The organism is Stenotrophomonas sp. 78350_Sma (assembly GCF_056482105.1).
In genome coordinates this window covers 4388244-4409428 of sequence record NZ_CM151182.1, presented here as the reverse complement: position 1 = coordinate 4409428, position 21185 = coordinate 4388244, and the positions used below count along the sequence as shown (strand labels likewise).

The window sequence follows — 21185 nt, the reverse complement described above, 5'->3', positions numbered from 1 at the left end:
CCCTTGATCTTCGCGAACAGCAGTCGAGCAAGCTCGACATCTACCAGAGCAACGGCAGCAACCGTCGAGCACGCTCGACGCTACTGACAGAATCTGTCAGCAGGGCCGTACCACCATGAAGGCTCCCAACAACGGAGCTTCCCCATGTTCACGCCCAGCACCCTGCTGCAGTACGTGCGCGACGTCGCCGCCAGCGCGACTTTCTACAGCGGCATCCTCGGCAAGCCGCCGGTCGAGCAGTCGCCCGGCTTTGCCCTGTTCCTGCTCGGCGATGGCGCCGCACTGGGCCTATGGCAGCGCGATGACGTGCAGCCGCCGGTGTCCGCGCAGGCCGGCGCCGCGGAACTGGCGATGGTGGTCGCCAACCCGGAGGCTGTGCAGCAGATGCACGATGCGTGGCGCGCACTCGGCGTGCAGATCCTGCAGGCGCCGGTGACGCTGGAGTTCGGCCACACCTTCGTCGGCGCCGATCCGGATGGTCATCGCCTGCGTGTCTACAGCCGTGCCGAGGGCATGGTGGCGCGCGATTGATCGCCCGCATTGTGTAGACCCACGCCATGCGTGGATGCAGGCACAAAAAAACGCCGGGCAATGCCCGGCGTTTTTTCCAAGTCATGTGCCAACCAACGGTTGGCACCCACCGGTCAGGTGGTCGATCAGCTGGCCAGTGCCAGGTCGTCCATCATCGCGCGCAGGAAGCGGGCGGCTTCGCCGCCGGTCGCCGCGCGGTGGTCGAAGGTGACCGACAGCGGGATCACCTTGTGTGCTTCCACGCCGCCCATCACCGGGGTCATCTGGTGACGGGCACGGCCGGCACCGACGATGGCCACGCACGGTGGCACCACGACCGGGGTCGCGTAGCGGCCGGCGAACATGCCGAAGTTGGACAGCGAGATGGTGTAGCCGCTCAGTTCCGAGGCGGCGATCGAACGCGATTCCACCTGCTCGCGCAGGCGGTTGACGCCTTCGCGGATGCCACGTGCATCGAGCATGTCGGCATTGCGCAGGGCCGGCACGAACAGGCCGTCGTCGGTGTCCACGGCGATGCCGATGTCCACCTGCGCATGCAGGGTACGGGTCAGCGCTTCACCGTCGAACCAGGCGTTCATCGCCGGCACCTTCTGTGCGGCGACCACGATCGAACGCACCAGGCGGGCGGTGACGTCGTTGCCGGGCAGCCAGGCATGGATGTCGGCGTCGTCGTTCAGCGTGGTCGGCACCACCTTGCTGTGCGCATCGGCCATCACGCGGGCCATGTTGCGGCGCACGCCCTTGAGCGGTTCCGGCTGGCCCTTGGCGACCACGCCCGGCGGCTGGGTGCGCATCGGCTTGCCGGCAGCAGACAGCGGGGTGCGGGCTTCGCTCTGCACCGGGGCAGACACCTGCGCCGGGGCTGGCGCGGCATACGCGGCGGCAGCGACCGGCGCCGGAGCAGCGCCGAGCTTGGCGGTGCCGTTGGCGGCGGCCTGCTTGACGTCGGCCATGGTCACCGCGCCATCGGTGCCGGTAGCGGCCACGCGGCTCAGGTCCACGCCCAGCTTGCGCGCCATCGCACGCACGGCCGGCACGGCCTTGACGCCACCGACGGCCAGCGCCTGTTCGGCATGCACGGCATTGGAGCTCTGCATGGCGCCGACCACGGTACCGGCGTCATCACGTTCGGCCGCGGCGGGCTTGGCTTCCTCCGCGGCGACCGGTGCAGCCGGCAGCGGCGGCGGGGTCGGTGCGGCGGCCGGTGCGGCCGGTGCTGCGTGGCCATGGCTGTGGCCGGTGTCCTGGCCATCGGCACGCTGCGGCAGGTTCGGGTCCAGTTCGAAGCTGGCCAGCACCGATCCGGTCGGGATGATGTCGCCGGCGCCGCCGGACAGCTTCAGCACCTTGCCGGAGAACGGCGAGGGCACTTCCACCACGGCCTTGGCGGTCTCCATCGAGACCAGCGGCTCGTCCAGCTTGATCACATCGCCCTCCTTGACGAACCACTCGACGATGGTCGCGTCCGGCAGGCCTTCGCCCAGGTCGGGCAGGTTGAAGTTCTTGGTCTGGCTCATTTGCAGTTCTCTTCCAGCAGTTCCAGTTCGCGGGCCGGCAGCCAACCCGTCGCGCCATTGGCGCGCTCGGACCACCACCACCCGCCGTGTTCGTGATGAAGCTTCACCATCTCGCCGCTTTCCACATCCAGCTCGCGGGCGTCGTAGTCGCACAGGGCTTCGGCGCGACCCTCGTCCAGCAGCTGCAACCAGGCGATGGGCGCCCATCCAGCGCGCCCATCGTTGGTGCGTACCCAGGCAAACGCCGGCCATTCCTCGTCACGGACACCTACTTCGACGATCTGGCCGGTGCGGAACCGGAGCGGGTTGGGATACTGGCTGCGGTAAGCCCCCAGAAGGCGGGCCCGCATGTCAGCCGGCCGCCACCGCGCGCTTGGCCGCAGCCACGATCCGCTCAACGCTCGGCAGGTACTTCATTTCCAGGCGGAACAGCGGAATGTGGGTGTCGTAGCCAGTAACGCGCTCGACCGGGGCCAGCAGGTCGTAGATCGATTCCTCGGCCAGGCGCGCGGCGATCTCGGCGCCGAAGCCCGCGGTCTTCGGGGCCTCCTGCACGATCACGCAGCGGCCGGTCTTGGCCACCGATTCGGCGATGGTGGCGAAGTCCAGCGGGCGCAGCGTGGCCACGTCGATGACTTCGGCACTGATGCCTTCACCGGCCAGCTTGTCGGCCGCTTCCAGCGCTTCCTTCACCTGCGCGCCCCAGGTCACCAGGGTCACGTCGGTGCCGTCGCGCAGCACGAAGCACACGTCCAGCGGCAAGGCTTCGCCGTCGTTGACGACCACTTCCTTGTACTGGCGGTAGATGCGCTTGGGCTCCATGTAGATCACCGGATCCGGTTCGCGGATCGCGGCCAGCAGCAGGCCGTAGGCACGCTGCGGCGACGACGGCAGCACCACGCGCAAGCCCGGCACGTTGGTGAAGATCGCCTCGTTGGCTTCGCTGTGGTGTTCCGGCGCGCGGATGCCACCGCCCCACGGCACGCGCAGCACCATCGGGCAGTGCAGGCGGCCACGGGTGCGGTAACGCAGGCGTGCGGCGTGGCAGACGATATGGTCGACCATCGGGTACATGAAGCCGTCGAACTGGGCTTCGGCCACCGGCTTCATGCCCTGTGCGGCCAGGCCGATGGTCAGGCCGGCGATGGTGGTTTCATCCAGCGGGGTGTCGAGGATGCGGTCCGAGCCGAAGCGCTGCTGCAGACCGGCAGTGGCGCGGAACACGCCGCCGTTGACGCCCACGTCTTCGCCCAGCACCAGCACCGACGGGTCGTGTTCCAGCTCCCAGGCCAGCGCCTGGGTGATGGCTTCGATGAGGGTGATCGGGGTGGTGGTCATGCTGTCATCTCCGCGCGCGACAGCAGCGCTGTCGGCGGCGTTGGTGTGCGCGCCGGGCGCGCCGTTCTTGATCTCATCCATGGCGCTTCTCCAGGGCGATCGCCTGGGCACGCTGGGCCAGCAGGTCCGGCGGCGGATCGGCATACAGGAAGTCGAACATCGCCTCGACCGGCTGCACCGGCGTGTTGAGGTACAGGTTCACTTCCTCGTCCACGCGCTTGCCGCACTCGGCAACCCAGGCGGTCTCTTCGTCTTCGCTCCACACACCGGCGTTGATCAGGTACTTGCGCAGGCGCAGCATCGGCTCGCGTTGCCAGGCATCCTTCACTTCGGCGTCGTCGCGGTAACGGCGCGCGTCATCGGCGGTGGTGTGGTCGGACAGGCGGTAGGTCATCAGTTCCAGCACGGTGCCGCCGTCGCCGGCCAGCGCACGTTCGCGCGCCTGCTCCATTGCCGCCAGCACTGCGATCAGGTCGTTGCCGTCCACCTGCAGGCAGTGCAGGCCGCCGGCCAGGCCTTTCTGCGCCAGCGTTTCGGCACCGGTCTGGGCCGAACGCGGGACCGAGATGGCCCAACCGTTGTTGACGATGCACAGGATCAGCGGGAGCTTGTAGGCGCCGGCCGAATTCAGTGCTGCGTAGAAGTCGGTCTTGGAGCTGCCGCCGTCGCCGCACACGGCCACCGCGATCTGCGCTTCCTTGTTGAGCTTGAACTTCAGCGCCGCGCCGGCGGCGTGCAGGCACTGGGTGGAAATCGGCACACAGAACGGGAAGTCCTTGGCCGCGTTGCCGCCGTAATCGTTGCCGCGTTCGTCGCCGCCCCAGTACATCAGCACGTCGTGCGGGCGCACGCCACGCATGAACATCGCGCCATACTCGCGGTACGAAGGTGCGAACACGTCGTCCTTCTGCATCGCAGCGCCGATACCCACGTGCGCGGCTTCGTGGCCCAGGCAGGCGGCATAGGTGCCGAGCTTGCCGGTGCGCTGCAGCGCGATGGATTTGCTGTCGAACGTACGTACGAACAGCATCTGCTTGAACAGCGGTACCAGGACCTTGGGGTCGCGCAGCGACGCGGGCAGGTCATCGCGGACGAGCGTGCCGTCCGTATCCAGGTACTGCAGGTATTCGATCTTGAATTCAGCGGCAACCGTCATTGCGTACTGCACCTTCGACAGAGAAGTTACAAATGATATGAATCGCCATGTTAAGGAACGCGTACGGAATAGCCTTCCTGCGCCGCAACACGGCGATTCCCCGTTTTACCCCTGCCGGCGGGTGGGGGGGCAATAACAACAACGTATTCAGTCGTTGCTGCAAAGCATCAGAATACGCCTCTGGCTGACCGCCAGTACAACGCCCTGGACGGTTCCACGCGCAGGCCCGGGATCGGCCGATGCTCCACGGCCAACCGCACGCCCGGGTATGGACCCGGCGGCTGCCAGCATGGCGGCAACGCGCTACCCTTGCCGCCCCCGATCTGGTCCCGCCCATGTCCGTCGACAACAACCAACGCGATCTCGAAGCCGGCATCCACACCGACCTGCAGGGACGCCTGACCTACGGCGGCTACCTGCGGCTGGACCAGCTGCTCAGCGCGCAGCAGCCGCTGTCCAACCCGCCGCACCATGACGAGATGCTCTTCATCATCCAGCACCAGACCTCGGAGCTGTGGCTGAAGCTGCTGGGTCATGAGCTGCGTGCCGCAATCGGCTTCCTGCAGCGCGATGAAGTCTGGCAGTGCCGCAAGGTGCTGGCGCGCAGCAAGCAGGTGCTGCGCCAGCTGACCGAGCAGTGGTCGGTGCTGGAAACGCTGACGCCGTCCGAGTACATGGGCTTCCGCGACGTGCTGGGCCCGTCGTCGGGCTTCCAGTCGCTGCAGTACCGCTACATCGAGTTCCTGCTGGGCAACAAGAACGCGCAGATGCTGCAGGTGTTCGAGCACGATGCGGCCGGGCAGGCGCAGCTGCGCACCGTGCTGGAGGCGCCCAGCCTGTACGAGGAATTCCTGAAGTACCTGGCCCGCTTCGGCCATGCGGTCCCGGCGGTCTACGAGGCCCATGACTGGACCCAGCCGCATGTGGCCGACGACGCACTGCAGCCGGTCTTCGAACGCATCTACCAGGACACCGACCGCTACTGGCGCGAGTACTCGCTGTGCGAGGACCTGGTGGACCTGGAGACCGCCTTCCAGCTGTGGCGATTCCGACACATGCGCACCGTGATGCGGGTGATCGGCTTCAAGCGCGGAACTGGCGGCTCGTCCGGCGTGGGCTTCCTGGCCAAGGCGCTGGAACTGACCTTCTTCCCCGAACTGTTCCAGGTGCGCACCAGCCTGCAGGCCGCGCCCCCGGCAGAGCAGGGCTGATCCGTATTCAGCTTGGATCCCGGCCGGCGGCTGGATCGTTTCAGATGCAAGTTCAGGGAGCAGGCTGGCACCTGCCTCAAACGGCGTGTATTTGACGTGAACGCCAGAAGTCGGTGATCCTCGCGCGTTGCTCCAACTGCACATCGGACGTGCTCGTCATCCACCGAACCAGGAAATCCGCATGAGCCTAAACGCCACTGCGAACACCCCAGAGCCGGCGCTGCCGGACTTCAAGACCACGCTGGGCCACCCGCGCCCGTTGTGGATGCTGTTCATGACCGAGTTCTGGGAGCGCTTTGCGTTCTATGGCATCCGTTGGGCCTTGGTGCTGTACATCGTCGCCCAGTTCTACAACGGCAGCGCTGCCGGTGAAGGCGACGCCAGCCGCATCTACGGCGCCTACCTGGCCCTGGTGTATGCCGCAGCGATCTTCGGTGGCTACGTGGCCGACCGGGTACTGGGCTATCAGCGATCGATCCTGACCGGCGCGATCATCATGGCCGCCGGCCTGTTCATGATCTCGCTGCCGCAGGAGCACATCTTCAAGCTCGGCCTGGCCACGATCATCGTCGGCAACGGCCTGTTCAAGCCGAACATCTCGACCATGGTCGGCAAGCTGTACGGCCTGAAGGACGAGCGTCGCGATTCGGGCTTCACCATCTTCTACATGGGCATCAACATCGGCGCGATGATCGCCCCGGTGCTGACCGAGTACCTGGCCCGCAAGGTCTTCGGTACCGACGCGATGCCGTCCTACAAGGTCGTGTTCATCGCCTCGGGCGTGGGCATGCTGATCTCGCTGGTGTGGTTCTACATCGGCCGTGCCGGCCTGAAGGGCATCGGTGCACCGCCGGCCGGCGCTGAAGGTTTCGGCCGCATCATCATGGTGCTGGTCGGTGCCCTGGTCGCCATCCCGGTCGCCTACTTCCTGCTGGCCACCGGCGCCACCGCACTGGCCTGGATCCTGGGTGCGATGTTCACCGCGCTGGCCATCCTGCTGCTGGTCGAGGGCATCCGCGAGGGCAAGGTGCAGCGCGACCGCGTGATCGCCATGCTGATCATCTTCGCCTTCAACGTGATGTTCTGGATGTTCTTCGAACAGGCAGGCAGCTCGTTCACCTTCCTGGCCGAGAACATCGTCAACCGCCAGATGGGTGACTGGACCTTCCCGACCGCGTGGTTCCAGTCGGTCAACTCGGTGGCCATCATCACCCTGGCGCCGATCATCGCCTGGATCTGGGTGGCCCTGGGCCGCGCCAATCCGTCCATTCCGCGCAAGTTCGGCCTGGGCCTGCTGTTCAACGGCGCCGCCTTCGCCCTGCTGATGTACGCGCTGTCGCAGATGGTCGTGGACGGCAAGATCCCGTTCTGGACCCTGTTCATGGTCTACGTCATCCAGTCGGTGGGTGAGCTGTGCCTGTCGCCGATCGGCCTGTCGATGGTGACCAAGCTGGCCCCGGTGCGCCTGGTTGGCTTCGGCATGGGTGGCTGGTTCCTGTCCACCGGCATCGGCAACAACCTGTCGGGCATCTTCGCTGGCGTGGTCAGTGGTGAAGGCGGCATGACGGTCGAGTCGGCCCTGAAGGGGTATACCTTCGGGTTCTGGGCCCTGATCGGCTCCGGCGTGGTGCTGTTCCTGGTCGCCCCGCTGATCAACAAACTGATGCACGGCGTCAAGTAATGATGAGAGGGTAGAAGGCATGCGCAGCAAGCTCGGTGGTGCAATGGTGGTGGTCTGTGCGGCGCTGATCGGCGCCTGTTCCCAACCGCAACCGCCTGCAGCCGCCGAGCCCACGCAGCCTCTGGATACCCGACCCACCGAGCCACCGGTCGCTGACCCCAGCGAACCGGTGGCCTCGGGCAACACCCCGGTGGCGGCGGACATCGCCGCCATCGCCGGGCTCGGCGCACAGTTCGACCCGGCCCGCGACCCCGCCGATGATCTGGCCACCGCCAAGGTGGAAGCCCAGCGCGGCAAGAAGCGCATCCTGCTGGAGGTCGGCAATGCCGCCTGCGACCGATGCCATGCGCTGGACGAGATCGTGGAAGGCAACGGCGACCTGCGCCGCTTCCGCGATGCCCACTACGTGTGGGTGAAGGTCAACGCCAGCGACGAGCAGCCCAACACCGCCTTCTTCGCTCAGTTCCCGGTGATGGAGTGGGACTATCCGCGGCTGCTGGTGCTGGATGCTGATGGAAGCCTGCTGGTCTCGCAGGCCACCGATGAGCTGCGCCGTGGCGAAGCGTTCCAGCCTGCGCGGGTGAGCGCCTTCCTGAAACAATGGGCACCTGACCGGTAGTGCCGGCCGCTGGCCGGCAGGGTTGGTGGGTGCCGACCGTTGGTCGGCACTGATGTCGGGTCGCATCCACGCATGGCGTGGATCTACTGTGGTTGCGGTCACATTCCCGGAATCGGCATCTCAATATCGCACCGCGTTCGCCGTTACCGGCAAGGACCTCAGTCGACGCCCCGTCGACGCAACCTACCGGAACGCCCATGCACAGCGACCACGCCGAACGATTACCCGAACCTGCCAGCGACCTGGCCGAGGGCGGGGCAGGCGAGGGCGTGACGCTGCCACCGCGGGAGGCGCTGCTGGATGACGCGGGCATCGGCGAGGACGCTGTTGAACTGGCACCGCCGCGCCACCGCCTACCGCAGATCGCGTTGCCAGACAACGTGGTGCTGAAGGGTGCGGTGCAGAAACTGGTCGAGCAGAAATCACGGCTCGATGCATTGGCCGCCGACGGCCAGCTGGCCGGACTGTTGCCGCCGGAATGGCAGGGCCATGGCGTGCGCGCGATCGAACTGTCCACCTTCATCCAGGGCGTGCTGCCGTTCCTGCAGCCAGGCGAGCGTGGTGAGACCGCGCCTGCCCGCCTGCCGGTGCGCCATGTGCTGGGGGACGACAGCCGCTGGGGCCTGGACGATGTCGCCGAACCGAAATCGCTGGCCTGGTACCTGGCCAGCGACGAACGCGCCACCGCCGGCAGCAAGGACGTGGCCGAGGCGTATCTGGTGGGTGCACTGGGCCTGGCGTGGATGCAGGAAGGGCGCAGCCGACCCGGCTTCCTGCGCGCGATGGGCCAGGACAGCCTGGCGGCGCGGGTGACCATGCTCGGCTATCCGCCGGCCAACGAACTGGCGCTGTACAGCGTCACTGCGCATGGCCAGCCGCAGATCTGGTGCGTGCATGGCCGCCGCCGCATGCGCCCGCTGGTGGCGCCCTGGCTGAGTGTTCCGCTGCTGACCGCCTACGGCGTGCCGGCACCGGTGGCGTGGCCGTCCAGCTTCCCGCCGGTGGAGGCCGTGGCCGAACTGCTGGCCACCGCCCGCCTGGGACGCGCGCTGCCGGAAGTGGACCTGGCCAAGGCCGTGGCGAAGATTGCCGAGGACGCCGCCTCGGAAGCCTGGCAACCGGTCAGCCTGCTGCAGCTCAACACCTGGTCGCCGCGTTGGCATTTCTTCCTGGGCACCTTCGTCGGCCTGCCGTCGCTGCTGTTGGTGGCTGCGGCGCTGGCGTTGCCGGGGGCGGTCGAAGCAGCCACCGTCGCCGCCTCGCTCGGCTTCGCCGGCGGTGCCATTGCCGCACTGGCCGTGCCGTGGATCCATGCACGGCGCAAGCATCTGAGCTGAAAAAGGGGACGGAGGGGATTAAGCCGCAATCAGCACAGGTGTGCCTGAAACGACTTAATCCCCTCCGTCCCTTTTTCTTTCAGACCCCTTCGCCCATCCGCTCCAGGCCGTCGCCGGCCAGGCGCAGGATCAGCTTTTCAAGCACCTGCTCCTCCTCCTCGCTCAGCACCGACATCAGCTTGCGGGTGATCTCGATCACCATCGGTGCGATGGTCTCGTACACCTCGAAGCCAGCTGCCGACAGCGCCAGTACCGAGCGGCGGCGGTCATCGCCGTGGGTCTCGCGCTTGATGAAGCCGCGCTCCAGCAGGCGGGCCACGGCGCGGCTGACCGCCACCTTGTCCATCGCCGTGCGGTCGGAGACCTCGCTGGCCGAGGAGCCCGGGTACAGCGCCAGGATGGTGATGACCCGCCATTCGGGAATCGCCAGACCGTAACGATCGCCGTATAGCTTGGCGATGTTGCCGCTGACCCGGTTGGACAGCACGCTCAGCCGGTACGGCAGGAACTGTTCCAGGTCGAGCAGGACGTGCGAGGCACGCAGGCGGGTCGAGGCAGGATCGGCGGGGCTCATGTTGCGGTGCACCTTGCTGGTGGTTTCAAGTGTAACTATAAGGGGTAGGTCCAGACCCTGCATTCTCGCCGGGTCCCTACCTGCCCGCACCTGGTTTGTACCGATGCGGTACCGATTCGGAGCCACGCCATGAATACCGCAGTCCCGACCGCCTCGCACCCCAACCCCGGCATGCAGGTCACCACCTTCGAGAACCCGATGGGCATCGACGGCTTCGAGTTCGTCGAATTCGCCGCCCCGGCCGGCCGTGGCCAGGAGCTGCACGAGTACTTCCGGAAGATGGGCTTCAGCGCGGTGCTCAAGCACAAGCAGCGTCCGATTACCGTCTATCGCCAGGGCGACGTCAACTTCCTGGTCAATGAAGACCCCGATTCGTTCGCCGCCGACTTCGCCGAAAAGCACGGTCCGTGCGCCTGTGGCTTCGCCATCCGCTTCAAGAAGCCGGGCCAGGAGGTCTACCAGACCGCCCTGGGCAACGGCGCCGAAGCCATCGCCTTCAAGCCGGACAGCAAGGCGGTCAGCGCGCCGGTCATCAAGGGCATCGGCGACTGCATGCTGTACCTGGTCGACCGCTACGGCAGCGCCGGCAGCATCTTCGACGGCGACTACGAGCCGATCGCCGGTGCCGACCTGCATCCGTTCGGCTTCGGCCTGACCTTCATCGACCACCTGACCCACAACCTGTACTTCGGCAACATGCAGCAGTGGTCGGACTACTACGAGCGCCTGTTCAACTTCCGCGAGATCCGCTACTTCGACATCAAGGGCCTGAAGACCGGTCTGGTGTCCAAGGCGATGACCGCGCCGGACGGCATCGTGCGCATCCCGCTGAACGAATCGTCCGACTCGAAGAGCCAGATCAACGAGTACCTGGACGCGTACAAGGGCGAGGGCATCCAGCACATCGCCTGTTTCACCGAGAACATCTACGAGACCGTCGAAGCGATGCGCGCGCAGGGCGTGGACTTCCTCGACACGCCGGAGACCTACTTCGACGTGATCGACCAGCGCGTGCCGAACCACGGTGAAGACGTGGCGCGCCTGGCGAAGAACAAGATCCTGATCGATGCCGATCCGGAAACCCACCAGCGCAAGCTGCTGCAGATCTTCACCCAGAACTGCATTGGCCCGATCTTCTTCGAGATCATCCAGCGCAAGGGCAACGAAGGCTTCGGCGAAGGCAACTTCACCGCACTGTTCGAGAGCATCGAGCGCGACCAGATCCGCCGCGGCGTGCTGTAAGGTCTGCAGGCAATGTCGGCTTCCCGCCGACATTGCCTGTCCGAATGGTCGTGCCGGCCGCTGGCCGGCAATCTCTGGAGTTCCCATGTCCCCCGCCATCACCGCCCGCGGCTACCAGTCCGGCTTCGGCAACGAGTTCGCCACCGAGGCCGTCGCCGGCGCGCTGCCGGTCGGGCAGAACTCGCCGCAGAAGGTGGCCCACGGCCTGTACGCCGAACAGCTGACCGGCACCGCCTTCACCGCGCCGCGTGGCAGCAACCGCCGCAGCTGGCTGTACCGGATCCGCCCGGCGGTGACCCATGGCGAGTTCACCCCGTTCGCGCAGGCGCAGCTGCAGTGTGATTTCGGCGCGCAGCCGGCCTCGCCGAACCAGCTGCGCTGGAGCCCGCTGCCACTGCCGGAGCTGCCGACCGACTTCGTCGAAGGCCTGTACACGATGGGTGGCAACGGCTCGCCCGATGCGCATGCCGGCGTGGGCATCCACCTTTACGCTGCCAACCGCGACATGGTCGGCCGCTATTTCTACAACGCTGACGGCGAACTGCTGATCGTGCCGCAGCTGGGCGCGCTGCGCCTGCTGACCGAGCTGGGCGTGATCGAGATCGAGCCGCAGCAGATCGCGGTGATCCCGCGCGGCGTGCGTTTCCGCGTCGAACTGCCCGACGGCCCGAGCCGCGGCTACATCTGCGAGAACTACGGTGCGCTGCTGAAGCTGCCCGACCTCGGCCCGATCGGTTCCAACGGCCTGGCCAATCCGCGCGACTTCGAAACCCCGCACGCAGCGTTCGAGGATGTGGATGGCGATTTCGAGCTGATCGCCAAGTTCGAGGGCCGCCTGTGGCGTGCACCGATCGACCATTCGCCGCTGGACGTGGTGGCCTGGCACGGCAACTACGCGCCGTACCGCTACGACCTGCGTCGCTTCAACACCATCGGTTCGATCAGCTACGACCACCCGGATCCGTCGATCTTCCTGGTGCTGCATTCGCCCAGTGACACGCCGGGGACCAGCAACATGGACTTCGCGATTTTCCCGCCGCGCTGGCTGGTGGCGCAGAACACGTTCCGCCCGCCGTGGTTCCATCGCAACATCGCCAGCGAGTTCATGGGCCTGGTGCATGGCGCCTACGACGCCAAGGCCGAAGGCTTCGTGCCGGGTGGCGCGTCGCTGCACAACTGCATGAGCGGCCACGGCCCGGATGCGCCGACCTTCGACAAGGCCTCCAATGCGGACCTGTCCAAGGCGGACGTGATCAAGGACACGATGGCCTTCATGTTCGAAACCCGCGCAGTGATCCGCCCCACCGCGCAGGCGCTGGTCGCCGGCCACCGGCAGGGCGACTACCAGCAGTGCTGGAACGGCCTGCGCAACAACTTCCGCTGACACGGAAAAGGGGACGGAGGGGATTAAGTCGCAAACAGCACACGTGTGCTTGAAACGACTTAATCCCCTCCGTCCCCTTTTTCTTTAGGCGGCCTCGGCGAACGCGTCGCAATGCTCCAGCGGCAGCGCCTCCAGCAGGCGTTGGCGCACGCGCTGGCAATAGCCGTCCGAGGTCAGCCCGGGCAGCAGCTGCATTGCCGACTGCAGCCGCTGCAGCACCTCATTTTCCTTACGCGCCTGCTGCAGGTCGCGGAACAGCGCCGCTGCCTGTGGATGCCGCTGCATCTCCAGGATGCCCAGCACATAGATGCGCGCCGCCACCAGCGAACGGCGTCGTTCGACCGGCGGGGCGGTGACGGTCGTTTGCGCCTTCACCGGCGCCGCATCGGCCGGTTCGGCAACGGCGTGAGGAGGCGCCGCCACCGTTGCCGTGCCGGTCGCCAGATAGCCCGCCTGCACCAGTTGGATCACCATCGCCGGGGCCTCCTGGCCGAGCAGGCCGGTCAGGTCGGCAACGGTGCGCTGGCCATCGCACAGGATCAGCAGCCGTCGCTGGCGCATGTCCAGTGGCGCGCGGTGGGCCTGCAGCGCGGTTCGGGCGAGATCGGTCTTGCGCGGTTGCATGGAAGGGACAGCCAAGTCGGTGCACGCCGAGCCTGAACGAGGGCGATGAAACCGAGATGACAATGCAGCGCCTGCACACAGGATGGGCTAGCGTGCAGCCATCTTCGTGCCAGGGAACCGCACCGATGAAGCACCTTCCGCTTGCTGGTCTGTTGCTCCTTTCGCTCACCGCCTGCAACCGCACTGCCGAGGCACCCGCCGCGGTTGATGCGACTCCCGCACCCGCCGCTGCTGCTCCTGCTGTGCCTGCACCGGCAGCAGAACAGGGCCCGGCACGCCTGAACGGCTTCGCCGGCGCAAAGCTGGGCGCTGGCATCGCCGAGGTCCGCGCCGGCTTCGGCACGCCGTTGCAGGGGCTGGGCACCGATGCCAGTGGCAAGCCCCTGCCGGCCGACGACGGCAATGACGGCTGCTACTTCCTGCGCCCGCAGGATGCCGAGGATCCGCGCCTGATGATCGAGGCGCGCAAGCTGGTGCGTTACGACGTGCGCAGCGCTGCCATCACCGCGCCGGGCGGCGGCAAGGTCGGCATGACCCTGGGCGAGCTGCAGGTGCTGTACCCGGAGCGGGCTGACGTCGGCCCCGACAAGTACGACGAGAAGGCCCAGCACCTGCGCGTTCGCCCGGCGCAGGAGGGTGCTGCGGTGATCGACTTCGCGCTCGGTGCCGATGGCCGGGTCGGCGCTTGGCGGGTCGGTCGCACCCCACAGGTCGATTATGCGGAAGGCTGTGGCTGATTCTTGATCGAGGGCCCAGCCATGTACGCGGGCCAAGCGTAGAATCGCGCCACGACCGCTGGGGGAGTGCTCGATGATCGCCATTGCCATTGCCTGGTTCCTGCTCGGCCTGCTGCTGCTGGCGCTGGGTGGGGACTCCATCGTCAAGGCCGTGTCCGGCCTGGCCCAGCGCTTCGGGGCCAGCCCGTTCACCGCCGGCCTGCTGCTGCTTGGGGTGACCACCTCGTTGCCGGAACTGGCGGTCAACGCGCGCGCGCTGGCTGTCGGCCAGCCAGAGTTGGCACTCGGCAATGCGGTGGGCAGCAGCATCGTCAACCTGGGCCTGACCCTGGCCGTGGCGGCCATGGCTGCGCCCCTGCTGCTGCGCGCGCGCCTGCAGACGGTGTTGTGGTGGTCGCTGCTGGCGGCCGGCGTGTTGCTGATCCTGTTCGGTCTTGATGGCGGCCTGGCACGCTGGGAGGGCGGCGTACTGCTGGCCGGCTTCATCGTGGTGCAGGTGCTGCTGCTGCGCCGTGGTCGTAGCGAGAGCACCGAGGTGCAGGCGGCCATCGCCGAGTCCGCACTGAGCCGCACCAGTCTGCCGTTGAACGTGCTGCGGGTGCTGATCGCGGCGCTGGCCCTGTACTGGGGCGCACGCCTGGTGGTGGGGGCCGCGGCGGACTTCGGCGCAGCCCTGGGTTGGACGCCGCTGCTGGTCGGCCTGCTGCCGGTAGCGATCGGCACCGCGTTGCCGGAGGTGGCCACCGCCATTGCGGCCGCGCGCCGTGGTCATGGCGACATGGTGCTGGGTCACGTACTGGGTTCCAGCGTGGTCAACCTGTTGCTGGTGATCGGTGCGATGGCGGTGCTGCAGCCGCTGGCGCTACCGGCCTCGTTCGTGCGCCTGGAACTGCCGGCGCTGCTGGCCTTCGCGCTGGTGCTGTACCCGATGCTGCGTGGCGACCTGAAGATCAGCCGGGGCGAAGGCGTGATCCTGCTGGTCGCGTTTGTTGGCTGGTTCGTGCTGGAGCTGCTGCTGGTCGGCGCGGCATGAGGTAGTGCCGGCCGCTGGCCGGCAACCGCATTGCCTCTGACGGAACCCTTGCGATTGCCGGCCAGCGGCCGGCACTACCGGTTCTGCGTGGCCTCTTCTTCCCGCACCGGTTCCGGCGGAGGCATCTGTTCTTCGGCAACCGGCTCGTTGCCGGGCAGGCTGGGGCGCTTCTCCATCAGCAGCGACAGCGCGGCCTTGGCCATCATGTGCGCGCTGATCGGTGCGGTGATGAACAGGAACACGGTGATCAGCAGCTCGCGCGGCTGCGGGTCCTGGCCCAGGAAGATGTGGTAGCACACCGAACACACCAGTACGCAGCCCACGCCCAGCGTGCTGGCCTTGGTCGGTGCGTGCAGGCGCTTGAAGAAGGTGGACAGCTTCACCAGGCCCAGTGCGCCGACCAGGATGAAGAAGCAGCCGAACAGCAGCAGGATCGACAGGCCGATCTGGATCGCGGTGATCATTCGACGATGTCCCGGCGCAGCACGAACTTGCTCAGCACCACGGTGCTGCCGAAGCCGAGCATGGCGATGATCAGCGCCGCCTCGAAGTAGATCGGCGAGTTGAGGTACATGCCGAACAGCATCAGCTCGGCGATCGCGGTCACCGACAGGGTGTCCAGCGCGAGGATGCGGTCGGGCACGGTCGGCCCGCGCAGCAGGCGCCAGGTGGCCAGCAGCATGGCCAGGCCGACCACGTGCATGCACACCACCAGGGTGGTCTGGATGACTTCAAAACCGGTCATGGGAAGATCTCCATCAACGGCGCCTCGTAACGGCGCTTGATCGTATCGATCAGGTCCTGTGGGTCCTCCAGGTGCAGCACATGCACCAGCAGGAACTTGCGGTCGTCGCTGAGCGCGGCCGAGACCGTGCCCGGGGTCAGGGTGATCATGCTGGTCAGCGCGGCGATGCCGTGGATGTTGGCGATGTCCAGCGGCAACCAGATGAAACCGGGGTGGATGTTCTTCTCCGGGCCGAGCACCTGGATGGCGACGCGGATGTTGGACATCAGGATGTCCCACAGGGTCACGCACAGCAGCTTGGGCAGCGGGCGCAGGGTGCCGATGCGGGCAAACTCGCGGTCCAGGCGCGCGGCAAACAGTGGCACCACCACGCCCAGTACCAGCCCCAGCACGATCTGGCCGAGGGTGAAGCTGTCGGACATCAGCAGCCAGAACGCCACCACCATGATGCTGAGCATCGGCGAGGGAATGGCGCGGCGGAACAGGGAACGCTGGGCGGTCATGGCTGGCGGATCTCCGGCGTGGTCGCGCGCAACTGCTGCACGTACTCGCTGGGGTGCAGCAGCTGTGCGGCGGTGGCGTCGGTGTAGCGCATCAGCGGTGCAGCGGCCAGGGTCATGCCGATGCCGTAGGCCAGCAGGATGCAGGCAGCGTACAGCTCGACCCGGCGCAGGCGTGCCTTGCGCGGCTTCGGTGCATCGGCCTCGACAGGCGGCACGCGCCAGAACAGGCGGATACCGCCGCGGGTCAGGCCCATGATCACCAGCAGGCTGCTGACCAGTACCGCAGTCCAGACCGGGGCGGTGTACTGCGCCGGCATGCCGGCCAGCAGCGCGGCCTTGGCCAGGAAGCCGGAGAGCGGCGGCAGGCCGGCCACCGACACCGCGCCGATCAGGAACAGCACCGCCGGCGTTTCCTTGCCCGGCATCGGCGCCACCACTTCCTTGCGGTCGCTGGCACCACCACGGCGGCGGCGGATCAGGTCGGCAATCAGGAACAGCGCGGCGGCGACGAAGCTGCTGTGTGGCAGGTAGTACAGGCCGGCCGACAGCACCTGTGGCGTGCCCACCGAGAAGGCGATGAACAGCGTGGCTGCCGACACGATCACCAGGTAGGAGATCAGCACGCGCAGGCGGGTTGCGGCCAGTGCGCCGAGGCCGCCCAGCACCAGCGTTGCCACGCCCGCCCACAGCAGCCAGTCTCGACCATAGCCGGCCATCGCACCGGCATCGTCGCCGAACCACAGCATCTGGATGCGCAGCACCGAATACAGGCCGACCTTGGTCATGATCGCGAACAGCGCGGCCACGGCGGCCGGCGCGCGCGAATAGGCTTCCGGCAACCACAGGTACAGCGGCATCAGTGCGGCCTTGGCGCAGAACACCAGCAGCAACAGGCCCATCGTCGCCTTCACCAGCGTCAGCTGTGCCGGCGGCACCTCGGCGATTCGCTGCGACAGCTCGGCCATGTTCAGCGAACCCAGCGAGGCGTACAGCAGGCCCAGTGCGATCAGGAACAGGGTCGAAGCGGTGACGTTGAACACCACGTAGTGCAGGCCGATGCGCATGCGCAGGCCACGGCCACCACTGAGCAGCAGGCCGTAGGAGGCGATCAGCATCACCTCGAAGAACACAAACAGGTTGAAGATGTCGCCGGTCAGGAACGCGCCGTTGAGGCCGACCAGCTGGAACTGGAACAGCGCGTGGAAGTGCGGTGCGCGGCGGTCCCAGCCCGAGCAGGCGTGCAGCAGGCAGGGAATGGCCAGCAGCAGGGTGGTCAGCAGCATCCACGCCGACAGCCGGTCGGCCACCAGCGCGATACCCAGCCGCGACGGCCAGTCGCCGAGCAGGTAGACGTTGATCTCACCACTGGCGGTGGTGGCAAACAGCAGGCCCACCGCCAGCGCCAGCGCCGACAGCGCGGTCCAGGCCACCGCGCGCTGCACCTTGGGGCCATAGCGACGGTGTTCGACGAACAGCGACAGTGCAGCACCCAGCAGCGGAATCAGGATCGGCAGGATCACCAGGTGGTTCATGCGCGGTCCTCGCCCTGGCGTGGCGGCACGCGCTCATCCTGCAGGTCGTCATCCGGCTCGTGGGCGTCCACATGGTCGCTGTGGTTGTCGCTGCGGCTGCGCATGGCCAGCACGATGCTCACCGCGGTCATCGCGAAGGCGATCACGATCGCGGTCAGTACCAGCGCCTGCGGCAGCGGGTCGGTGTAGTTGCCGAGGTGGCTGTCCACGCCCTCCTGCAGCACCGGCGCCTTGCCCAGCACCACGCGGCCACCGGCGAAGATCAGCAGGTTGGTGGCGTAGGACAGGAAGGTCATGCCGAGGATCACATCGAAGCTGCGCGCGCGCAGCAGCAGGTAGATGCCGATGGCGGTCAGCACGCCGATTGCGGTAGCCAGGGCCAGTTCCATCAGTGCATCTCCCCGGTGCGGGCCGAACGGCGTTGCAGGTCGATCTCACCCTTGCGGGCAGTGCGGGTACGCGACGGCTTGATCGTGCCCATCATCGACAGCATCAGCATGGCGCCGCCGAACACCACCAGATACACGCCGATGTCAAAACCAATCGCGCTGGCCAGCGGCACGTCGCCGATCAGCGGCAGGTGCAGGTCCAGGTGACCACTGGTCAGGAACGGTACGCCGAACAGCATCGAGGCACTGCCGCTGAGCAGGGCGATCAGCAGGCCCATGCCGATGCAGCGGATGTAGTCGAAGCCGAAGCGCGACTCCACCGAGGCGGTGCCCTGGATCACGTACTGGATCAGCAGCGGCACCGCCAGCACCAGGCCGGCGATGAAGCCACCACCGGGCGCGTTGTGGCCGCGCAGGAACAGGAAGATCGACACGGTCAGCGTCAGCGGGAACATGATCTGCGCCAGGTCAGCCGGTACCGGCAGCTTGATCGGCGGGCCGGGCATGATCTGTTCCGGCGCCATCCGCGTGCGCCGCAGCAGCGCATGCACCACCAGCGCGGCGATGCCGAACACGGTGATCTCGCCGAAGGTATCGAAGCCGCGGAAGTCGACCAGGATCACGTTGACCACGTTCTGGCCGTAGGCCTCGGGCAACGCACGGGCGAGCAGTTCGCCGGCCATGGTGTTCGGCGGCAGCGTCATTGCCGAATAGGCCAGCGCGCCGAGGCCGGCGCCGGCGATGATCGCGATCACCGCGTCGCGCCGCTTGCGCCAGCGCGGCCGCTCCGGCCCGGACTGCGCGGGCAGGTAGTTCATGCCCAGCAGCATCAGCACCAGGGTGACCATCTCTACCAGCAGCTGGGTCAGCGCCAGGTCGGGCGCGGACAGGAACACGAAGGTCAGTGCCACCATCAGGCCGACGCCACCGACCAGCAGCACTGCCAGCAGGCGCTGCTTGTAGACGCGCAGGGTGGCGACCGCACAGGCCATCATCACCAGCCACAGCGCCCAGCCCAGCAGCGGGATCGGCTGCGGCGCGGTCCAGTTCGGCGAGGCCGGGTTGGCCACGAACGGCGCGGCGGCAACTGCGATCGCCACCAGCACCAGGCCCAGCAGCATGCGCTGCAGGCTGCCATTGGCGATGCCATTGGTCAGGCGCATGGCCAGCGCGGAAAGGGCATCCAGCTGCGCATGGAACACGTTGCGGCCGGTGGTGCGGGTTTCCACGCCGTGCAGGTTGATCAGCTTGCGCAGGCCGAAGTACAGCGCCACGCCGCCGACCACGCCGATCGCGCTCATCGCCAGCGGCAGATTGAAGCCGTGCCACACCGCCAGGCTGTACTCGGGCATGGCGTTGCCGAGGATCGAGGCGGCAGCGGCATGCAGCACCGGAGCTACCGTCAGTGCCGGTGCCACGCCCACTGCGATACAGATCACCACCAGCAGTTCCACCGGCACCTTCATCCAGCGCGGCGGCTCGTGCGGCACGCGGTCCAGGTCGTGCGGGCCAGGGCCGAAGAAGGTGTCGTGCACGAAGCGCAGGCTGTAGGCCACGCCGAACACGCCGGCCAGCAGCGCGGCGATCGACACCGCGGTGCGCATCGCGCCCGGGCCGCCACCGGCGGTCAGCGCCTCGGCGAACAGCATTTCCTTGGACAGGAAGCCGTTGAGCAGCGGGATGCCGGCCATTGCCAGCGAGGCGATGATCGCCAGCGCACTGGTGAACGGCATCAGCCTGCGCAGGCCACCCAGCTTGCGCATGTCACGGGTGCCGGTCTCGTGGTCGATGATGCCGGCCGCCATGAACAGCGAGGCCTTGAAGGTGGCGTGGTTGAGAATGTGGAACACGCCCGCCACCACCGCCATCGGCGTGGACAGGCCGAACAGCAGGGTGATCAGGCCCAGGTGAGAAATGGTCGAGTAGGCCAGCAGGCCTTTCAGGTCGTGCTGGAAGATCGCATTCCAGGCACCGATCAGCAGGGTCAGCGCGCCGATGCCGCTGACCGTATAGAAGAACAGGTCGCTGCCGGCCAGCGCCGGGTGCAGCCGCGCCAGCAGGAATACGCCGGCCTTCACCATGGTGGCCGAGTGCAGGTAGGCCGAGACCGGGGTCGGCGCTGCCATCGCGTGCGGCAGCCAGAAGTGGAACGGGAACTGCGCGCTCTTGGTGAAGATGCCGGCCAGCACCAGGAACAGTGCGTAGGGGTACAGCGCGCTGGCGCGGATCTGCTCACCGGCGGCCAGCACCACGTCCAGGTCGAAGCTGCCGACGATGCGGCCGATCAGCAGCACGCCACCGAGCAGGGCCAGGCCGCCGCCGCCGGTGATCACCAGCGCCATGCGTGCGCCTTCGCGGGCGTCCTGGCGGTGCGACCAGAAGCCGATCAGCAGGAACGAGCTGATGCTGGTCATTTCCCAGAAGATCATCAGCAACAGCAGGTTGCCCGACAGCACCATGCCCAGCATGGCGCCCATGAACAGCAGCAGGTAGCAGTAGAAGCGGTGCGCGTTGTCCTGCTGGCTCAGGTAGTAGCGCGCGTACAGCACCACCAGCGCGCCGATGCCCAGCACCAGCCCGGCGAACATCCACGCCAGCCCGTCCAGGCGCAGGGTGAAGTCCAGGCCGATCTGCGGCAGCCAGGGCACCAGGGTGCGGACCACCTGGCCATCGAGTACGGACGGGGTCAGCCAGCCGAGGATGGCCAGTCCGCCCAACGGCGCCAGCGCCGCCAGCCAGGCAGCAGTCGAGCGCGAACTACGGGGGAAGGCCGCAACAGCCGCTGCCATCAGGAACGGCAGGGCCAGCAGCAGGGGCAGGCTGGGGAGCATGCAGGGAATCCATGATTCACGAGCAGGTCAGGGAGAATAACAGGCCGCGAAATGTCGCCGAAACCCATCGAACAGCGATCAATTGCATGTAACGTTCGCTGATTCATCTTTTCTGCGGTGCAGCATCGCGTTCCTGCAGTCCCTCCCCGGTTGCCCTCGGGGGACACCCTACGCCCACGCAGGGAGACCGCAGGCCCTGTC

21 protein-coding genes are annotated in these 21185 nt (G+C 67.1%); 9 read left to right on the top strand and 12 right to left on the bottom strand.

What is annotated here, in order from left to right:
• The first annotated feature begins 144 nt into the window (after positions 1-144).
• Positions 145-531 carry a VOC family protein gene (locus ACZK4H_RS20335; protein ID WP_099554046.1) on the top strand — a complete coding sequence of 129 codons (387 nt, stop codon included), beginning with the start codon at positions 145-147 and terminating at the stop codon, positions 529-531.
• A gap of 125 nt (positions 532-656) precedes the next feature.
• Here ACZK4H_RS20335 and ACZK4H_RS20330 read toward each other — a convergent pair whose 3' ends face one another.
• From ACZK4H_RS20330 to pdhA, 4 genes are read right to left on the bottom strand one after another with little or no spacing between them, the layout of a single operon-like run.
• Positions 657-2048 carry a dihydrolipoamide acetyltransferase family protein gene (locus ACZK4H_RS20330; RefSeq protein ID WP_005411350.1) on the bottom strand — a complete coding sequence of 464 codons (1392 nt, stop codon included), beginning with the start codon at positions 2046-2048 and terminating at the stop codon, positions 657-659.
• A complete protein-coding gene (locus ACZK4H_RS20325; RefSeq protein WP_012512332.1) occupies positions 2045-2398 on the bottom strand; it encodes an SH3 domain-containing protein in 354 nt (117 codons plus the stop codon). Before ACZK4H_RS20325 ends, ACZK4H_RS20330 begins: the two co-directional genes overlap by 4 nt.
• Position 2399: 1 nt before the next feature.
• Positions 2400-3467 carry an alpha-ketoacid dehydrogenase subunit beta gene (locus tag ACZK4H_RS20320; protein WP_005419896.1) on the bottom strand — a complete coding sequence of 356 codons (1068 nt, stop codon included), beginning with the start codon at positions 3465-3467 and terminating at the stop codon, positions 2400-2402.
• Positions 3460-4542 carry a pyruvate dehydrogenase (acetyl-transferring) E1 component subunit alpha gene (pdhA, locus tag ACZK4H_RS20315; RefSeq protein WP_099554048.1) on the bottom strand — a complete coding sequence of 361 codons (1083 nt, stop codon included), beginning with the start codon at positions 4540-4542 and terminating at the stop codon, positions 3460-3462. Before pdhA ends, ACZK4H_RS20320 begins: the two co-directional genes overlap by 8 nt.
• A 335-nt stretch (positions 4543-4877) precedes the next feature.
• On the opposite strand from pdhA, the gene ACZK4H_RS20310 reads away from it, so the two are divergent.
• The 4 genes from ACZK4H_RS20310 (at position 4878) to ACZK4H_RS20295 (ending at position 9390) form a co-directional block, all read left to right on the top strand.
• Positions 4878-5753, top strand: a complete 876-nt coding sequence (locus ACZK4H_RS20310; RefSeq protein ID WP_049417474.1) for a tryptophan 2,3-dioxygenase — start codon at positions 4878-4880, stop codon at positions 5751-5753.
• A gap of 181 nt (positions 5754-5934) precedes the next feature.
• Complete coding sequence (locus ACZK4H_RS20305) at positions 5935-7434, top strand: peptide MFS transporter (RefSeq protein WP_099554051.1); 1500 nt, start codon at positions 5935-5937, stop codon at positions 7432-7434.
• A 19-nt stretch (positions 7435-7453) separates the two neighbouring features.
• Positions 7454-8053 carry a thioredoxin family protein gene (locus ACZK4H_RS20300; RefSeq protein ID WP_099554053.1) on the top strand — a complete coding sequence of 200 codons (600 nt, stop codon included), beginning with the start codon at positions 7454-7456 and terminating at the stop codon, positions 8051-8053.
• 197 nt (positions 8054-8250) lie between these two features.
• A complete protein-coding gene (locus ACZK4H_RS20295; protein ID WP_099554055.1) occupies positions 8251-9390 on the top strand; it encodes a hypothetical protein in 1140 nt (379 codons plus the stop codon).
• A 79-nt stretch (positions 9391-9469) separates the two neighbouring features.
• Here the strand turns inward: ACZK4H_RS20295 and ACZK4H_RS20290 are convergent, their stop codons facing one another.
• Positions 9470-9964 (bottom strand): MarR family winged helix-turn-helix transcriptional regulator, encoded by a 495-nt coding sequence (locus ACZK4H_RS20290; RefSeq protein ID WP_050815698.1) that lies wholly within the window; start codon positions 9962-9964, stop codon positions 9470-9472.
• Positions 9965-10093: 129 nt separating this feature from the next.
• Here ACZK4H_RS20290 and hppD point away from each other — a divergent pair, with 129 nt between their 5' ends.
• Together hppD and hmgA are read left to right on the top strand one after the other, a co-directional pair.
• Positions 10094-11206 carry a 4-hydroxyphenylpyruvate dioxygenase gene (gene hppD / locus ACZK4H_RS20285; RefSeq protein WP_478473029.1) on the top strand — a complete coding sequence of 371 codons (1113 nt, stop codon included), beginning with the start codon at positions 10094-10096 and terminating at the stop codon, positions 11204-11206.
• Positions 11207-11291: 85 nt separating this feature from the next.
• Complete coding sequence (gene hmgA, locus ACZK4H_RS20280) at positions 11292-12590, top strand: homogentisate 1,2-dioxygenase (RefSeq protein ID WP_099554057.1); 1299 nt, start codon at positions 11292-11294, stop codon at positions 12588-12590.
• Between the two features lie 84 nt (positions 12591-12674).
• Here the strand turns inward: hmgA and ACZK4H_RS20275 are convergent, their stop codons facing one another.
• Entirely contained in the window at positions 12675-13214 is a 540-nt protein-coding gene (locus tag ACZK4H_RS20275) for a hypothetical protein (protein ID WP_099554059.1), read from the bottom strand.
• 125 nt (positions 13215-13339) lie between these two features.
• Between ACZK4H_RS20275 and ACZK4H_RS20270 the strand changes: the two genes are divergently transcribed.
• Positions 13340-13951 carry a hypothetical protein gene (locus ACZK4H_RS20270; protein ID WP_099554061.1) on the top strand — a complete coding sequence of 204 codons (612 nt, stop codon included), beginning with the start codon at positions 13340-13342 and terminating at the stop codon, positions 13949-13951.
• A gap of 73 nt (positions 13952-14024) precedes the next feature.
• Positions 14025-14984, top strand: a complete 960-nt coding sequence (locus tag ACZK4H_RS20265; protein WP_099554062.1) for a sodium:calcium antiporter — start codon at positions 14025-14027, stop codon at positions 14982-14984.
• Positions 14985-15058: 74 nt separating this feature from the next.
• On the opposite strand, the gene ACZK4H_RS20260 is transcribed toward ACZK4H_RS20265, so the two are convergent.
• Genes ACZK4H_RS20260 through ACZK4H_RS20235 form a run of 6 tightly spaced genes read right to left on the bottom strand, consistent with a single transcriptional unit; the run spans position 15059 to position 20984 of the window.
• The gene (locus ACZK4H_RS20260; RefSeq protein WP_099554064.1) at positions 15059-15448 is read right to left on the bottom strand and encodes a Na+/H+ antiporter subunit G; all 390 of its coding nucleotides are present in this window, start codon (positions 15446-15448) and stop codon (positions 15059-15061) included.
• Positions 15445-15729: a K+/H+ antiporter subunit F gene (locus ACZK4H_RS20255; protein ID WP_005411334.1), complete on the bottom strand. Its 285-nt coding sequence runs from the start codon at positions 15727-15729 to the stop codon at positions 15445-15447. Before ACZK4H_RS20255 ends, ACZK4H_RS20260 begins: the two co-directional genes overlap by 4 nt.
• Positions 15726-16232: a Na+/H+ antiporter subunit E gene (locus tag ACZK4H_RS20250; RefSeq protein ID WP_088027631.1), complete on the bottom strand. Its 507-nt coding sequence runs from the start codon at positions 16230-16232 to the stop codon at positions 15726-15728. The genes ACZK4H_RS20255 and ACZK4H_RS20250 overlap by 4 nt, the downstream gene beginning before the upstream one ends.
• Positions 16229-17764, bottom strand: a complete 1536-nt coding sequence (locus ACZK4H_RS20245; protein WP_099554067.1) for a monovalent cation/H+ antiporter subunit D — start codon at positions 17762-17764, stop codon at positions 16229-16231. Before ACZK4H_RS20245 ends, ACZK4H_RS20250 begins: the two co-directional genes overlap by 4 nt.
• On the bottom strand, positions 17761-18153 hold the full coding sequence (locus ACZK4H_RS20240) for a Na+/H+ antiporter subunit C (RefSeq protein WP_005419863.1): 393 nt from the start codon (positions 18151-18153) through the stop codon (positions 17761-17763). The genes ACZK4H_RS20245 and ACZK4H_RS20240 overlap by 4 nt, the downstream gene beginning before the upstream one ends.
• The gene (locus ACZK4H_RS20235; protein ID WP_099554069.1) at positions 18153-20984 is read right to left on the bottom strand and encodes a monovalent cation/H+ antiporter subunit A; all 2832 of its coding nucleotides are present in this window, start codon (positions 20982-20984) and stop codon (positions 18153-18155) included. The genes ACZK4H_RS20240 and ACZK4H_RS20235 overlap by 1 nt, the downstream gene beginning before the upstream one ends.
• Positions 20985-21185: the final 201 nt, after the last annotated feature.

Excerpts from the sequence above, each read along its gene's own strand:
- ACZK4H_RS20305 (WP_099554051.1), top strand. The coding sequence starts at position 5,935 with ATGAGCCTAAACGCCACTGCGAACACCCCAGAGCCGGCGCTGCCGGAC.
- ACZK4H_RS20330 (WP_005411350.1), bottom strand. The coding sequence starts at position 2,048 with ATGAGCCAGACCAAGAACTTCAACCTGCCCGACCTGGGCGAAGGCCTG.
- pdhA (WP_099554048.1), bottom strand. The coding sequence starts at position 4,542 with ATGACGGTTGCCGCTGAATTCAAGATCGAATACCTGCAGTACCTGGAT.
- ACZK4H_RS20270 (WP_099554061.1), top strand. The coding sequence starts at position 13,340 with ATGAAGCACCTTCCGCTTGCTGGTCTGTTGCTCCTTTCGCTCACCGCC.
- ACZK4H_RS20245 (WP_099554067.1), bottom strand. The coding sequence starts at position 17,764 with ATGAACCACCTGGTGATCCTGCCGATCCTGATTCCGCTGCTGGGTGCT.
- ACZK4H_RS20275 (WP_099554059.1), bottom strand. The coding sequence starts at position 13,214 with ATGCAACCGCGCAAGACCGATCTCGCCCGAACCGCGCTGCAGGCCCAC.
- ACZK4H_RS20310 (WP_049417474.1), top strand. The coding sequence starts at position 4,878 with ATGTCCGTCGACAACAACCAACGCGATCTCGAAGCCGGCATCCACACC.
- ACZK4H_RS20255 (WP_005411334.1), bottom strand. The coding sequence starts at position 15,729 with ATGACCGGTTTTGAAGTCATCCAGACCACCCTGGTGGTGTGCATGCAC.
- ACZK4H_RS20260 (WP_099554064.1), bottom strand. The coding sequence starts at position 15,448 with ATGATCACCGCGATCCAGATCGGCCTGTCGATCCTGCTGCTGTTCGGC.
- hmgA (WP_099554057.1), top strand. The coding sequence starts at position 11,292 with ATGTCCCCCGCCATCACCGCCCGCGGCTACCAGTCCGGCTTCGGCAAC.
- ACZK4H_RS20325 (WP_012512332.1), bottom strand. The coding sequence starts at position 2,398 with ATGCGGGCCCGCCTTCTGGGGGCTTACCGCAGCCAGTATCCCAACCCG.
- ACZK4H_RS20300 (WP_099554053.1), top strand. The coding sequence starts at position 7,454 with ATGCGCAGCAAGCTCGGTGGTGCAATGGTGGTGGTCTGTGCGGCGCTG.
- hppD (WP_478473029.1), top strand. The coding sequence starts at position 10,094 with ATGAATACCGCAGTCCCGACCGCCTCGCACCCCAACCCCGGCATGCAG.
- ACZK4H_RS20295 (WP_099554055.1), top strand. The coding sequence starts at position 8,251 with ATGCACAGCGACCACGCCGAACGATTACCCGAACCTGCCAGCGACCTG.
- ACZK4H_RS20235 (WP_099554069.1), bottom strand. The coding sequence starts at position 20,984 with ATGCTCCCCAGCCTGCCCCTGCTGCTGGCCCTGCCGTTCCTGATGGCA.
- ACZK4H_RS20335 (WP_099554046.1), top strand. The coding sequence starts at position 145 with ATGTTCACGCCCAGCACCCTGCTGCAGTACGTGCGCGACGTCGCCGCC.
- ACZK4H_RS20240 (WP_005419863.1), bottom strand. The coding sequence starts at position 18,153 with ATGGAACTGGCCCTGGCTACCGCAATCGGCGTGCTGACCGCCATCGGC.
- ACZK4H_RS20265 (WP_099554062.1), top strand. The coding sequence starts at position 14,025 with ATGATCGCCATTGCCATTGCCTGGTTCCTGCTCGGCCTGCTGCTGCTG.
- ACZK4H_RS20290 (WP_050815698.1), bottom strand. The coding sequence starts at position 9,964 with ATGAGCCCCGCCGATCCTGCCTCGACCCGCCTGCGTGCCTCGCACGTC.
- ACZK4H_RS20320 (WP_005419896.1), bottom strand. The coding sequence starts at position 3,467 with ATGGATGAGATCAAGAACGGCGCGCCCGGCGCGCACACCAACGCCGCC.
- ACZK4H_RS20250 (WP_088027631.1), bottom strand. The coding sequence starts at position 16,232 with ATGACCGCCCAGCGTTCCCTGTTCCGCCGCGCCATTCCCTCGCCGATG.